Origin of the sequence: Nocardia sp. CA-290969 (genome assembly GCF_050936135.1) — a bacterium.
GTDB lineage: Bacteria > Actinomycetota > Actinomycetes > Mycobacteriales > Mycobacteriaceae > Nocardia.
On sequence record NZ_JBNJNJ010000001.1, the window covers coordinates 5,864,650 to 5,877,139 of the forward strand.

The following is a 12,490-nucleotide window of genomic DNA, read 5'->3' on the forward strand; positions in this document are numbered from 1 at the left end:
TCCATGGGAAGAGGCAGTAATGGCGTAATCATGAAGGTGTGGCGGGCCGACGACTACCGGCTGACGGTCACCTCCACCGAGCGGATCACCGATAAGTACATCCGCATCGGCTTCACCGCCGGGGGGCTGCTCGACGATCACCCGGTCCATCCCACCCAGTTCATCCGGCTGTGGATCCCCGACGCCGAAACCGACAAACTGCACCACCGCGGTTACACCCTCATCGACCAGGACCCCGGCAACGACCACTTCTACATCGAATTCGCCATCCACAACGGCCCGGCCTGCCAGTGGGCCGAACGCGCCCGGGTGGGCGAGGTGATCGAAACCTCCGTACTCGGCTCGAATTTCCAGCTGCCCGCGACCACTCCCGGCGAGTACGTGATCTTCGGCGACACCGCCTCGCTGCCCGCGATCAACACCCTGCTCGAGGCGATCGGCGATACCCCCGCCCGGGTCTGGCTGGAATGGCAGTACGAATCCGACACCACCCTCCCCGTCCGGAACAAACCGCACCATACGGTGACCTGGCTCCAGCGCATCGACGACGGCCGGGCCATGCGCGAAGCGGCCGACGAACTCACCGTCGCCCCGGACGCGTTCGCCTGGGTCGCCTGCGATACCGCCACCACGCGCGCCATCGTGAAATCCCTGCGCACCACCCTGCCGAAAGCGCAGATCAAAGCCCAGGGCTACTGGAAGTAGCCGGCCGGTCCACGGCGCGGCCGCCCCGGTCGCGCCGACTATGCTGCGACGATGCGAAGAAGGCAGCAGCCCCCGCTGCCGAAGCGGCACGGGCTGGACCCGGCCCGGTTGCGGCTACCCGAAGACGGCGACTGGCCGAGCCTGCGCGCCCATCTGGTGCACCGGTTGCCGCGCGTCGAGCCCGCGCGGATCGACGCCATGCTGCGGGCCGGTGAGATCGTCGACCTGAACGGACCGCTCGGCCCCGATGCGCCGTACGTTCCGGGTGGCGCGATCTGGTTCCACCGCGACCTGCCCGACGAACACCCGGTCCCGTTCGATATTCCGGTCGTCTACCGCGACGAGACCATCCTGGTCGCCGACAAACCCCATTTCCTGGCCACCATCCCGCGCGGCAGCCATATCCTGCAGACCGCACTGGTCCGGCTGCGCCGCGAACTCGACCTACCCGATCTGATTCCCGCACACCGGCTCGACCGCGCCACCGCCGGCCTGGTGCTGTTCGTGATCGACCCGGCCGCCCGCGGCGCCTACCAGACCATGTTCCAGCGGCAGCACGTCCACAAGGAATACGAGGCCGTCGCCGGTTACCGGCCCGAACTGGACTTCCCCGTCGAGCTGGAAAGCCGGATCATCAAGGAGAAACACGTCCTCGCGGCGCAGGAGGTCCCGGGCCCGCCGAACGCGCGCACCCGCATCGAACTGCTCGAACACCGCGGCGAGCTGGGGCGCTACCGGCTGCAACCGGCCACGGGACGCACCCATCAGCTGCGCCTGCATATGAATTCGCTGGGCATCCCCATCCTCGGCGACGACTTCTACCCGGTGATCACCGATAAACAGCTCGACGATTACCGCCGCCCCCTGCAGCTACTCGCCGCGACCCTCGAGTTCACCGATCCACGCACCGGCGAACTCCGACGATTCGAAACCATGCGGACACTCCAAGCATGGACGGACCCGGACGGGTGGGCCGCCGGGCCACCCGACGCGCTGTGACACCGCCGCACCGGGCCCAGGTCGCCGGTAGACCGGAGCCCACATCCCCTCGGTAGACACCCCACAGCCGACGTCAACTCGGACGGCAGGGGTGCGGTCACGGCACCTCGGCGACCGGTCGCGCATCGGACGGTCCGAGAAGGTCGTAGCGGCAGATCTGCCCCGTCGTCTCGGCGTCCCCGCTCTGATCGGGCCCGCGGACCTGTCCCTGATCACGCCCGCGGGCCGGCCCTGGGTTACGGCACCGGCTGGTCCGCGGTGCAAGTGATATCCGTGGCGGGCAGCCGGCCGGTGCCGAGATAGTTGTTGATCGCGTCGTTCACACAACTGCTCAGCCCGGGCCGGAAGGTGAGATGGATGCGGACATCCTGCAGCGTCACCAGCCGCGACCCGGCAAGATGCCGGTGCAGTTGGAGCGCCTCACCGTAGGGTGTCCGCGCGTCACCGGTCGCCTGGGCGATCAGTACCGGCACCTCGTTGCGTACCACCGTCGCCGGTTCCACGGGCGGCGGCCAGAACGCGCACGGCTGGATATTGTTGGCCAGCGCCCCGAACAGCGGCTGGGTGGCGCGGGTGGCCTCGATATTGCGCCGGTACCACTCCGGATCGTCCGGGGCGGCGGCGTCACCGCAGGCGACGAACATCAATTCCGAGTTCTCCCCGGTGAACAACGCCTCGAGCAGGTCCGCGAGCCCGGATTCGGCCGAACTGTTCACATCACCGGCAGTGGCGTCGGCGATATCGCGCACGGTCGCGGCCATCATGTCGTTCACCTGATAGCCGCGCAGCAGGTTGTGCAGGATGAACGGGAAGATGTGATCGTCGATCGGGTAGCCGTCGACGACGATCGGTTCCCGGGCCGTGCGCTGATAGAGCGCGTCGACCGTCGCGCGGACTTCTTGCGGGGTCGCGCCCAGCCGATAGGTGGTGTTGCGGGCGGCGGCCCAGCGGGCCCACTCGTCGAACGCGATCTCGTCGGCCGGTCCCCAATCCTGGACCAGGCCGGTCCAGTAGCGATCCGGGTCGATCGCGCTGTCGAGCACGATCCGGTCGCTGCGCTGCGGGAACATCTCGGTGAACACCGCACCCAGATACGTCCCGTACGACAACCCGAAAAAGTTGATCTTCTCCTCGCCCAGCACCGCGCGGATCAGATCCATATCGCGCGCGGTATTACGGGTTGTGAGCTGCCGCAGTTTCTCGGTATCACCGTCGAGGCAGGCCGCGGCCAGTTCGGAGGCGAACACCACTTCCTCGTCGAAACCGGCCGCGGTGGGCCCGGCCGACCGCACGGCCTCGGAAACCGGCCAGCCGCAGGGCGCCGCGGGATCAGAGGCGCCGATACCCCGCGGATCCATTCCGATCAGGTCGTATTGCGCGAGCACATCGGGACTCAGCACATCACCCAGCAGCGCCGAGCTGTCCAATCCGGCAGCTCCCGGCCCGCCCGGATTCGACATCAGGATCCCGCGCCGCAGGTGCGGGTCGGTGGCCGGCACCCGGGAGATCACCACGGTGAGGGTGCGGCCGTCGGGGTCGGAGTAGTCGAGCGGGACGCGCACCTCCGCGCATTCGACACCCGGCGTATCGACCGACGGGGTGTCACACAGCGCCCATTCCAGTTCCTGGCTGTAATACGGAAACCGCATCCGGTCACCGGCCAGCACCGGCACCGCCGCCACCAGGACGATCAACGCCAGCAGCCACCCCGCGGCCCGCCACCGGACTTGCGCCGGACGCCGCTCGGCGTCCTTCTCGCCGGTCGACATCACAACCCACTTTCCCCGGGAACAGGCGGATACCGCTGCGCGACGCCGACGAGCACAGGCCGTCGCGCCGCCATGCTAGCCGAGCACCGGCGGCACCGCCGGGTCACAAGACCGACCTGTTACAGGCCCGCAGGCCCCTCGCAACCTATCCGTACACTGGGCCGAATGCTTCACCCGGTTGTCGAGAAAGCGGCTGCTCCGCGGCACAAAATCCACGCCTACATCGATGTCGCGGTGGTCGTGGCCGTGCTCACCTGTACCAACCTGATCGCCCACTTCACCACGGCCTGGGCCAATATCGTCAGCGTCCCGGCCGCCGCCGTGATCCTGCTGGCACTCATGCGCCGCCGCGGCCTGCACTGGTCGGAACTGGGTCTCTCGCCGCGGCACTGGCGCACCGGAACCAAGTACGCCCTCGCCGCCGTCGGGGTGGTGCTGGCCGCCGTCGCCCTCGGCGCCGCACTCCCGCTGACCCGGCCGTTCTTCCTCGCCGACCGCTACGCCACGATTTCCGGCGCCCTCATCGCCTCCATGATCGTCATCCCCTTGCAAACCGTGATTCCGGAGGAACTCGCCTTCCGCGGGGTCCTGCACGGCACCCTCGACCGACTGTGGGGCGCCCGCGGTGTCTTCGCCGCCGGCTCGCTACTGTTCGGCCTCTGGCATATCGCCTCGTCCTTCGGCCTGACCGCCGGTAACCGCGGCCTGTCCGGTGTGCTGGGCGGCGGCCTGCTCGGCCAGATCACCGGCATACTGCTGGCCGTGGCCGCCACCGCGGCGGCCGCGGTCGTCTTCACCTGGCTCCGCCACCGCAGCGGCAGCCTGCTGGCCCCCATCGCCCTGCACTGGGCAGTAAACGGCGCGGGCGCCCTCGCCGCCGCATTCCTCTGGCACACGACCTTGGCCTGACGGTGCTACCTCATGAGCGCTGTCAGCGTGTCAGCAGTGTTCGCAGATCCCGGTCGCGGGCAGCTGGATGAAACAGCTCGAGCACACGACCGTCCTGGTCTCGGTTTTCGCCGCGGCCGGCCGGGTCGCGACCGACCCACCGGTGCGCCGCACCGACCCGCCGCGCGGGATCAGCGGTGGCGCTCCACCGTCGGCGGGAACATCGGCACCGTACGCCGCGTAGCAGGCCCAGCGGGCGTACGCGGCGTGGGTTTCGATATCCGCCGGCACCGGCAGCGCGGCCAGCTCCAGCACGTACTTGTAGCTGTCGCTCACCTTCAGATTCCGCTTCACGCACAGCGCGGTCAGCGGCGGCTCCCCGGCATTGTGGCAGCGCCGCGCCACCTTCCGCAGAATCGCGTCCATCCAGGTGCGGGTCGGCGCGTCGGTCCGCACCCCCGACATCTCCTGCACCCGCTCCGCCAGCTCCTGCACCGTCACGAAGTACCCGTACTCCGTCGCGGTCTCCGCCAGCACCTCGTGAGCGGCCATAGCCCAGGCCACTGCGGCATCACGGAAGGCAACCGCCGTTCCGTCCTCGCTCCGCCAGGCCCCCGAAATCGTTGTCGCAGCGTCCCTCATAGCCCGTACACCGTAACGCCACCCCTCCCCATCCGGTCAACCACCCTCCCCTATATCACATTTCGCCGCCCCGTCCCGCTGTCCGATCCGGAATCCCCCGGTCGCACACCGTGTCCGGCGAAGGAGACGCAACCCACATTCCCCGGGGTTGCACGCACCCATACGAACTGTGCCCGGTGCCGGGCCGGCGCTGATCCCGCCGCCCGGCCGACGGCGTCCACCCGGTTACCGGGCCACACACGGCTCACCCCGGTGTGCTCGCTCCCAGGCGTCCTGGCTCGCGAGTGTCACGTCGGGGGTGAGCATGGCACGGTCGAATTCGGCCGGCCCGGCGCCATCGGCGATCCTGCGCGGCCAATCCGGATTCGCCAGCGCGCCACGACCGAGTGTCACCAGATCGGCGTGGCCCTCGCCGAGCACCGCCGCCGCCAGGTCCAGAGCGTGCATACCACCGTTCACCAGCACCGGAAGGCCGGTGACCTGCCGGGCCAGTCGTGTGATCGTTTCCCCGGTATCCAGGGTTGCGGTGTCGTACCAGTCCCGGCCTTCGCTCGCGAGGTGCAGATAGTCGACGCCGGCACCGGCGACGGCACGGAAGATCGTCTCTGCCTCGGCGGCCCCGGACCAGCGGTAACCGAAATCATTGACCTTTGTCTGCGAGAGCCGCAGCCCGACCGGGAACCCCGCCCCGACCGCTGCCCGCACCGCACCGGCCACCTCCACCGCGAACCGCACCCGCCCGGCCGGGCCGCCACCGTATTCGTCATCCCGCAGGTTGGTGTACTCGGTCAGGAATTGATCGATCAGGTACCCGTTCGCGCCGTGGATCTCCACCGCGTCGAATCCGGCCGCCCGCGCGTTCCCGGCCGCGACCGCGAACCCCTCGACGGCCTCGTCGATCTCCGCTCGGGTGGCAGCCGCGGGCATCGCGAACGGACCCGCCCCACCGTAGGCGGGCATCTTGGCGCCCTTCGGCGGCACCGCGGACGGCGCGATCGTCCGGTCGCTGTACCGGTTGCCCTGCACCAGCGCGCCGGCGTGCATGAGCTGTAACGCGACAACCCCGCCGGCCGCGTGCACGGCGTCGGTGACCGCCCGCCACCCCGCCACCTGATCGGTGGTCACGATCCCGGGCTGGTCCGGATACGCCTGACTGAATCGCCGATCGGTATAGGTGCCCTCGGTGACGATCAATCCGAACCCGCCCGCGGCGAACCGCGCGTAGTACTCGGCCATGGCCGCGGTGGGCACACCGTCTCCGGCGGTACTGACCCGCGACATCGGCGCCACGACAGCTCGATTACGCAGGCGCAGGGAACCGATTCGCGTGCTGGACAGAACGGGATGGACGGTCACGGCAATCTCCTCGAACACACTGGACAACTGGTTCGGGAACAGATTCCGCGCTATCGGCGGTCTCTACAAGAACGGTCTTTTCTGTGCGGTAGGCACATTCCGTATACCGATGGAGGTCAGATGCACGACGACACACCGGACTACTGCACCGTCGAAGCGGCGATGGAAGTGGTGGGCGGCAAATGGAAGATGGCGATCGTCAATCACCTGTTCGACGGCACCATGCGCTTCGGCGAACTACGCCGCGCCATGCCCTCGATCACCCAGCGCATGCTCACCCGCCAACTCCGCGAACTCGAAGCCGACGGCTTGATCCGCCGCACCGTCTACGCGGAGGTGCCCCCGAAGGTCGAATACGACCTCACCGAACTCGGCGCGAGCCTGCGGCCGGTGGCGGGGCTGCTCGAGTCCTGGGGCGAACAGTATCGGCGAAGCACCGCTGCACCCGGCCCGCAGCAACGCTGAGGTCGCGGGCCTCCGCTCTATCCGGTGAACTCGAAGCATTCAGCGCAGTCGGCGGCCTGGTCACCGTGTCTCCGGTAATCCAGCCCGGCGGTCGGTGGACTCACCGGACCATTCCGGCTCGCCACGCTCCAAATACATCGGAATTCCCGACTTCCCGGCCGCGTGTGCCCAGATGAGCCGTCGCGCCAGTCTCGGCACCACGAATTCGCCGATGCCGCCGATCTCGACCCAGGCCCACCGGTCCAGCTCCGCGGCTTGCAGGGTTATCGACTCCTCATCGGCCCCGAGCTCGCCACAGTCGAACACGTACAGGATCTTGTCACCCTCCCCGGACAGCGGCGCCCAATCGTGTACCAGCAGCCGCCGCGGCGATCGATCGATCCCCAGTTCCTCCCGAACCTCTCGCCGGCACGCCGCACTGGGTGCCTCGCCCGGTTCCACGTATCCGCCGGGAATATCCCACCCATTGCCGTAAACCTTGTGCACCAACAGTATTTCGTCACCGCGGACGAACAACGCACCGGCAGCCGACCGCGCGCCGGCGATCTGTATCACCGAACCACCTTCCCCCGGCAACGCGGAACTTCTGTAACCACCACGGGCTCACCGAACCGTCCACGCACGCGGCGGGTACCTTTACACACCTGGCTCACCCAGCCTTGCGACCACATTCTGCGCGTGGCGCGCGATGGCATCGATGGACCGAGAACGGACCTCGGATGCCTCTTCACCCTCGACCTCGCTCAAAGCGTCGGAAAAGGCATCCGGAAAATTTTCCGCCAAATACCGGGCACGATCCCGGAAATCGCCGCGGGGGATTCCGAGCGTAGCGGCAGCTCGATCCCAATGCTTACCCAATACCTGGCCGAACTTCCGGCGGCCGCCGATACTCACGGCAACCTCGCGTAACGCAGGGTTCCTTCCCTCGTAAGGGAGGCTCGTCGCGAGGTCGTACAGCGGAGCAACTCTCGTCTCTCCCGGCAGCAGCATCAGGGAAATATTCTTCGAATGCCCGTCGGGTGCACCCGCAATGTAGTTGAAAGCAGCGAAGTCCCCGAGCGCCCGCATCCCACCCACCCGATCGCCGACATTCTGGGAAATGATCAAGGCGAGACCGGATAGCCCGAGCCCGCCATCAGCCTCATATTTCCTTGCAGGCAGCCGCCCGCCGGCCGAGCAGAAGTCCTCTTGATGCAGCCGCATCACTGTTCCGTCGTCGGAGAGCAGCCGGTCGTAGCGTTCGATCACAACTGCCGGTTCACCGGCGCCGAAGCGGACGAACTCGGTCTGAGCAACTTCGACGCCGAGTGCGTGTGCCGCACGCATGGTCGCATGCTCGACCAACGCCTGATGGTGCAAGCGGCCGATGCCCGGTTTCAGAATGTGCGTTGTCGCGGCAGACCCACGTGTCTCATACCAGCCGGCCTGAGTTTTGAGCAACGCGATCTTCGACTGCTGCCCAGGTAGTGACCAATGTTCGTCCGGAAGCGTCCACGATATCGCAGTGCCGGTCCGCAAAGCGGTGAGCCGCTGTGCGATTTCCTCCTCATCGACCGGCCGGGTCTCATTCGCGCGCAAACGCAATTCGTCGAATTCATCCGGCAAGCAGAACTGCACCGCCCCGGGGCAGTCCCAGCCCATCCGCGACAGAATCGCCACCGTATCACCGGGTTCAACGTCCAGTGTGCGTGCCCACCGCTGCCTGATCGCAGGATCTTCCGGCAGGATCCCTTCCAAAAAAGCACGCACATACCGACCCCGGTACGTGGTGTCGGCGATCGGTAACCCGATTGCCAGCGGAGTCGAGCCGGTCTCCACGTACTCCGGGTCGTAAGTGAACTCCGGCTCGGCGAACACCGACCGTTGCCCGACCTGTCCGATCACTCGGCCATAGAGAACCACGAGCAAGCTCCGCGCGGACATCAGCGCTCTTCCCGCCGCGCCAGCGCGGCCAGGACGGCCGCCTCGGCGTCTGTGATGGTCCGCTCACCAACCGTCAGTCCGAGGTCCAACGATCTCAGTACCCGGAAGATCGGCGCGATACTGGATGCCGGGTGGCCGGTCTCGAAACGCGCCAGCCAGGCCCGCGAAACACCCGCTCGGGCCGCGAGCGACTCTTGCGAGAGCCCCTGCTTCTTTCGGGCTGCACGCACGACAGCGCCGAGTTGGCGCGCATTCGTAATATTCGCCACCGGATCCTGACCATGTTCGTGGACAAAACGTTTTGCCTACGTTCATAGACAATACCCGATGTCTACGAACGCAGACAACCGCCCGCCCGCCTAGGATTCCGCCGTGCCCTGTTCGCGACCGTCACGCAGGCTTTTCGATACAACGAAGGCCCGCTTCCCGGAATGGGAAGCGGGCCTTACGTTTACGACCTTCAGCCGAGAAGCGACCTTACTTGGCCTTCTCCAGGACCTCGACCAACCGCCACCGCTTGGTGGCCGACGTGGGCCGGGTCTCCATCAGCTGCACGCGGTCGCCGACACCGGCGACCTCGTTCTCGTCGTGCGCCTTCACCTTGGAGGTGGTGCGGATGATCTTGCCGTAGAGGGCGTGCCGGTGCCGGTCTTCCAGCTCCACGACGATCGTCTTGTTCATCTTGTCGGAGACGACGTAACCGACACGAACCTTGCGGCGGCCGCGCTCCTGCTCTTTCTCGCTCATGCCGCATCTCCCTTGTCAGCGGGTCCGGTGGCCAAACCGAGCTCGCGCTCACGCATGACCGTGTAGATACGCGCGATCTCGTGACGCACCACACGCAGCCGGCGATTGTTGGTCAGCTGACCCGTCGCCATCTGGAAGCGCAGGTTGAACAGCTCTTCCTTGGATTCACGCAGGCGGGAGACGAGCTCCTCCTCGGTCAGCTCGCGGAGCTCTGCGGCAGGGGTACCGGTTGCCATCAGAACTGCTCCTCCCTCGTCACGATCCTGCACTTCATCGGGAGCTTGTGCATCGCGCGGCGCAGGGCCTCACGAGCGATCTCCTCGTTCGGGTAACTCATCTCGAACATCACGCGACCGGGCTTGACGTTCGCGACCCACCACTCCGGCGAACCCTTACCGGAACCCATACGGGTTTCGGCCGGCTTCTTGGTCAGCGGGCGATCCGGGTAGATGTTGATCCAGATCTTGCCGCCACGCTTGATGTGGCGGGTCATCGCGATACGCGCCGACTCGATCTGCCGGTTGGTCACGTATGCCGGCTCCAGAGCCTGAATGCCGAACTCGCCGAACGCCACCGAGGTGCCGCCCTTGGAGAGACCGCTGCGGCTCGGGTGGTGCTGCTTACGGAACTTGACCTTGCGGGGCATCAGCATGGGTCAGCCCTCCTGCTTTTCTGCCGGGGGCTCGGCCACCGCGGTAGCGGCGCGCCCGGCCTCGGTGCTGGTCGCAGTGGTGCCGGAGGAACCGGAACGACGCGGGCGGCTCGGCCGCTCCCGGCGCGGACGATCGCCGGCCGGGGCGCTGGGGGCGGCCAGCTCACGCTTGCCGCCGACGATATCGCCCTTGTAGATCCAGACCTTGACACCGATACGACCGAAGGTGGTCTTGGCCTCGTAGAGGCCGTAATCGATATCGGCACGCAGAGTGTGCAGCGGGACGCGGCCTTCGCGGTAGAACTCCGAGCGCGACATCTCGGCGCCACCGAGGCGGCCCGAGCACTGCACACGGATGCCCTTGACGTTCGGCGAACGCATGGCCGACTGGATGGCCTTACGCATCGCACGACGGAACGCCACGCGGTTGGAGAGCTGTTCGGCCACACCCTGGGCGACCAGCTGGGCATCCGATTCGGGGTTCTTGACCTCGAGGATGTTCAGCTGGACCTGCTTCTTGGTGAGCTTCTCCAGCTCGGCGCGGATCCGGTCGGCCTCGGCGCCACGGCGGCCGATGACGATGCCCGGACGCGCGGTGTGGATATCGACGCGGACCCGGTCCCGGGTGCGCTCGATCTCCACCTTGGAGATGCCGGCCCGCTCCATGCCGGTGCTCAGCAGTTTGCGGATGGCGACGTCTTCCTTGACGTAGTCCGCGTACTGCTTATCGGCGTACCAACGGGACTTCCAGTCGGTGGTGATACCGAGGCGGAAGCCGTGGGGGTTGATCTTCTGTCCCATTTACTTTGCCCCTCCCTTCCGGCGGCCACGAGTGCCACCGGCGGTGGGGACGCTCTCGACCTCGATGGTGATGTGGCTGGTGCGCTTGCGGATCCGGAACGCCCGGCCCTGGGCGCGCGGCTGGAACCGCTTCATGGTCGCGCCCTCGTCGACATACGCCGTCGAGATGACCAGGGTGTCCGGGTTGAGGCCGAGGTTGTTCTCGGCGTTCGCCGCGGCACTCGCCACGACCTTGGCGACCGGGGTGCTGGCGGCCTGCGGGGCGAACCGGAGCAGGTCGAGCGCATCGGAGACGCGCTTGCCGCGGACCAGGTCCACGACCCGGCGGGCCTTCATCGGGGTCACGCGCACGTGCTTGGCGGTCGCGCGCGCAGTCGGATTCTGAGTTTCTGTGCTCATCGCCGCTTGCTCTTCCGATCTTCCTTGACGTGGCTGCGGAACGTCCTCGTCGGCGCGAACTCACCGAGCTTGTGTCCGACCATGTTCTCCGAGACGAACACCGGCACATGCTTGCGGCCGTCGTGGACGGCGAAGGTGTGACCGATGAAATCGGGGGTGATGGTCGAACGACGCGACCAGGTCTTGATGACCTGCTTGGTGCCCTTGTCGTTCTGCACGTCCACCTTCGCCTGGAGGTGGTCGTCGACGAACGGGCCCTTCTTGAGGCTGCGTGGCATTTCTTACCTCCTCCTTAGCGCTTCTTGCCGGTGCGGCGGCGACGGACGATGAGCTTGTCGCTCGGACGGTTCGGCTTACGGGTGCGGCCTTCCGGCTGACCCCACGGCGAGACCGGGTGGCGACCACCGGAGGTCTTGCCCTCACCACCACCGTGCGGGTGGTCGACCGGGTTCATGACGACACCACGGACCGTGGGACGGCGTCCCTTCCAGCGCATACGGCCGGCCTTGCCCCAGTTGATGTTCGACTGTTCGGCATTGCCGACCTCGCCGACGGTGGCGCGGCAGCGCACGTCGACGCGGCGGATCTCACCGGAGGGCATACGCAGCGTGGCGTAGGGGCCTTCCTTGCCCAGCAGCTGGATGCTGGCACCGGCCGAGCGGGCCATCTTGGCGCCGCCGCCGGGACGCAGCTCCACCGCGTGGATGGTGGTACCGGTCGGGATATTGCGCAGCGGCAGGTTGTTGCCGGGCTTGATATCCGCGGTCGGACCGGACTCGATCTTCGTGCCCTGCGCGATGCCCTTGGGCGCGATGATGTAGCGCTTCTCGCCGTCCAGGTAGTGCAGCAGCGCGATATTGGCGGTGCGGTTGGGGTCGTACTCGATATGAGCGACCTTGGCCGGCACGCCGTCCTTGTCCAGCCGACGGAAGTCGATCAGCCGGTAGGCGCGCTTGTGACCGCCACCGCGATGCCGGGTGGTGATGCGGCCGTGGCCGTTACGGCCACCGCTCTTGGTCAGCGGGCGGACCAGCGACTTCTCGGGGGTCGACCGGGTGATCTCGGCGAAGTCCGAGACGGACGACCCGCGGCGGCCCGGGGTAGTCGGCTTGTACTTACGGATTGCCATGAGTTCTTCTCTGCT

At 67.1% G+C, this 12,490-nt stretch carries 17 protein-coding genes; 4 read left to right on the forward strand and 13 right to left on the reverse strand.

Translation table 11 applies throughout. The annotated features are described in order from the left end of the window. The first annotated feature begins 3 nt into the window (after positions 1-3). Both ACQEVO_RS26655 and ACQEVO_RS26660 read left to right on the forward strand, forming a co-directional pair. A complete protein-coding gene (locus ACQEVO_RS26655) occupies positions 4-705 on the forward strand; it encodes a siderophore-interacting protein (RefSeq protein ID WP_432918566.1) in 702 nt (233 codons plus the stop codon). A 51-nt stretch (positions 706-756) separates the two neighbouring features. Beyond that, positions 757-1,704 carry an RluA family pseudouridine synthase gene (locus ACQEVO_RS26660; protein WP_432918569.1) on the forward strand — a complete coding sequence of 316 codons (948 nt, stop codon included), beginning with the start codon at positions 757-759 and terminating at the stop codon, positions 1,702-1,704. Between the two features lie 236 nt (positions 1,705-1,940). Here ACQEVO_RS26660 and ACQEVO_RS26665 read toward each other — a convergent pair whose 3' ends face one another. Further along, the gene (locus tag ACQEVO_RS26665; protein WP_432918572.1) at positions 1,941-3,473 is read right to left on the reverse strand and encodes an alpha/beta hydrolase; all 1,533 of its coding nucleotides are present in this window, start codon (positions 3,471-3,473) and stop codon (positions 1,941-1,943) included. A 165-nt stretch (positions 3,474-3,638) separates the two neighbouring features. Between ACQEVO_RS26665 and ACQEVO_RS26670 the strand changes: the two genes are divergently transcribed. Further along, complete coding sequence (locus ACQEVO_RS26670) at positions 3,639-4,382, forward strand: CPBP family glutamic-type intramembrane protease (protein WP_432918575.1); 744 nt, start codon at positions 3,639-3,641, stop codon at positions 4,380-4,382. 30 nt (positions 4,383-4,412) lie between these two features. Here the strand turns inward: ACQEVO_RS26670 and ACQEVO_RS26675 are convergent, their stop codons facing one another. Both ACQEVO_RS26675 and ACQEVO_RS26680 read right to left on the reverse strand, forming a co-directional pair. Further along, on the reverse strand, positions 4,413-4,913 hold the full coding sequence (locus ACQEVO_RS26675) for a hypothetical protein (protein WP_432918578.1): 501 nt from the start codon (positions 4,911-4,913) through the stop codon (positions 4,413-4,415). Between the two features lie 315 nt (positions 4,914-5,228). After that, positions 5,229-6,359: a tRNA-dihydrouridine synthase gene (locus ACQEVO_RS26680; protein WP_432918581.1), complete on the reverse strand. Its 1,131-nt coding sequence runs from the start codon at positions 6,357-6,359 to the stop codon at positions 5,229-5,231. A gap of 120 nt (positions 6,360-6,479) precedes the next feature. Between ACQEVO_RS26680 and ACQEVO_RS26685 the strand changes: the two genes are divergently transcribed. Further along, a complete protein-coding gene (locus ACQEVO_RS26685; protein ID WP_432918584.1) occupies positions 6,480-6,824 on the forward strand; it encodes a winged helix-turn-helix transcriptional regulator in 345 nt (114 codons plus the stop codon). A 60-nt stretch (positions 6,825-6,884) separates the two neighbouring features. Here the strand turns inward: ACQEVO_RS26685 and ACQEVO_RS26690 are convergent, their stop codons facing one another. The 10 genes from ACQEVO_RS26690 to rplB all read right to left on the reverse strand — a co-directional run bounded on the left by ACQEVO_RS26690 (position 6,885) and on the right by rplB (position 12,475). After that, positions 6,885-7,379: an NUDIX domain-containing protein gene (locus ACQEVO_RS26690; protein WP_432918587.1), complete on the reverse strand. Its 495-nt coding sequence runs from the start codon at positions 7,377-7,379 to the stop codon at positions 6,885-6,887. 81 nt (positions 7,380-7,460) lie between these two features. Beyond that, positions 7,461-8,747: a type II toxin-antitoxin system HipA family toxin gene (locus ACQEVO_RS26695; protein ID WP_432918590.1), complete on the reverse strand. Its 1,287-nt coding sequence runs from the start codon at positions 8,745-8,747 to the stop codon at positions 7,461-7,463. Beyond that, a complete protein-coding gene (locus ACQEVO_RS26700) occupies positions 8,747-9,016 on the reverse strand; it encodes a helix-turn-helix domain-containing protein (protein WP_432918594.1) in 270 nt (89 codons plus the stop codon). Before ACQEVO_RS26700 ends, ACQEVO_RS26695 begins: the two co-directional genes overlap by 1 nt. Before the next feature lie 208 nt (positions 9,017-9,224). Beyond that, positions 9,225-9,494, reverse strand: coding sequence for a 30S ribosomal protein S17 (rpsQ, locus tag ACQEVO_RS26705; protein ID WP_432918597.1), 270 nt, complete (start codon positions 9,492-9,494; stop codon positions 9,225-9,227). After that, on the reverse strand, positions 9,491-9,730 hold the full coding sequence (gene rpmC, locus ACQEVO_RS26710; protein ID WP_039822435.1) for a 50S ribosomal protein L29: 240 nt from the start codon (positions 9,728-9,730) through the stop codon (positions 9,491-9,493). The genes rpsQ and rpmC overlap by 4 nt, the downstream gene beginning before the upstream one ends. Next, positions 9,730-10,146, reverse strand: a complete 417-nt coding sequence (gene rplP, locus ACQEVO_RS26715; protein ID WP_280414132.1) for a 50S ribosomal protein L16 — start codon at positions 10,144-10,146, stop codon at positions 9,730-9,732. Before rplP ends, rpmC begins: the two co-directional genes overlap by 1 nt. A gap of 3 nt (positions 10,147-10,149) precedes the next feature. Then, the gene (gene rpsC / locus ACQEVO_RS26720) at positions 10,150-10,947 is read right to left on the reverse strand and encodes a 30S ribosomal protein S3 (protein ID WP_432918602.1); all 798 of its coding nucleotides are present in this window, start codon (positions 10,945-10,947) and stop codon (positions 10,150-10,152) included. After that, positions 10,948-11,346: a 50S ribosomal protein L22 gene (gene rplV / locus ACQEVO_RS26725; RefSeq protein WP_033244237.1), complete on the reverse strand. Its 399-nt coding sequence runs from the start codon at positions 11,344-11,346 to the stop codon at positions 10,948-10,950. Continuing rightward, complete coding sequence (gene rpsS / locus ACQEVO_RS26730; RefSeq protein WP_030522695.1) at positions 11,343-11,624, reverse strand: 30S ribosomal protein S19; 282 nt, start codon at positions 11,622-11,624, stop codon at positions 11,343-11,345. Before rpsS ends, rplV begins: the two co-directional genes overlap by 4 nt. A gap of 14 nt (positions 11,625-11,638) precedes the next feature. Further along, positions 11,639-12,475, reverse strand: a complete 837-nt coding sequence (rplB, locus tag ACQEVO_RS26735; protein ID WP_030522696.1) for a 50S ribosomal protein L2 — start codon at positions 12,473-12,475, stop codon at positions 11,639-11,641. Positions 12,476-12,490: the final 15 nt, after the last annotated feature.

Coding starts and splice junctions, on each gene's coding strand:
- ACQEVO_RS26655 (WP_432918566.1), top strand. CDS start 4: ATGGGAAGAGGCAGTAATGGCGTAATCATGAAGGTGTGGCGGGCCGAC.
- ACQEVO_RS26660 (WP_432918569.1), top strand. CDS start 757: ATGCGAAGAAGGCAGCAGCCCCCGCTGCCGAAGCGGCACGGGCTGGAC.
- ACQEVO_RS26665 (WP_432918572.1), bottom strand. CDS start 3,473: ATGTCGACCGGCGAGAAGGACGCCGAGCGGCGTCCGGCGCAAGTCCGG.
- ACQEVO_RS26670 (WP_432918575.1), top strand. CDS start 3,639: ATGCTTCACCCGGTTGTCGAGAAAGCGGCTGCTCCGCGGCACAAAATC.
- ACQEVO_RS26675 (WP_432918578.1), bottom strand. CDS start 4,913: ATGGCCGCTCACGAGGTGCTGGCGGAGACCGCGACGGAGTACGGGTAC.
- ACQEVO_RS26685 (WP_432918584.1), top strand. CDS start 6,480: ATGCACGACGACACACCGGACTACTGCACCGTCGAAGCGGCGATGGAA.
- ACQEVO_RS26695 (WP_432918590.1), bottom strand. CDS start 8,747: ATGTCCGCGCGGAGCTTGCTCGTGGTTCTCTATGGCCGAGTGATCGGA.
- rpsQ (WP_432918597.1), bottom strand. CDS start 9,494: ATGAGCGAGAAAGAGCAGGAGCGCGGCCGCCGCAAGGTTCGTGTCGGT.
- rpmC (WP_039822435.1), bottom strand. CDS start 9,730: ATGGCAACCGGTACCCCTGCCGCAGAGCTCCGCGAGCTGACCGAGGAG.
- rplP (WP_280414132.1), bottom strand. CDS start 10,146: ATGCTGATGCCCCGCAAGGTCAAGTTCCGTAAGCAGCACCACCCGAGC.
- rpsC (WP_432918602.1), bottom strand. CDS start 10,947: ATGGGACAGAAGATCAACCCCCACGGCTTCCGCCTCGGTATCACCACC.
- rplV (WP_033244237.1), bottom strand. CDS start 11,346: ATGAGCACAGAAACTCAGAATCCGACTGCGCGCGCGACCGCCAAGCAC.
- rpsS (WP_030522695.1), bottom strand. CDS start 11,624: ATGCCACGCAGCCTCAAGAAGGGCCCGTTCGTCGACGACCACCTCCAG.
- rplB (WP_030522696.1), bottom strand. CDS start 12,475: ATGGCAATCCGTAAGTACAAGCCGACTACCCCGGGCCGCCGCGGGTCG.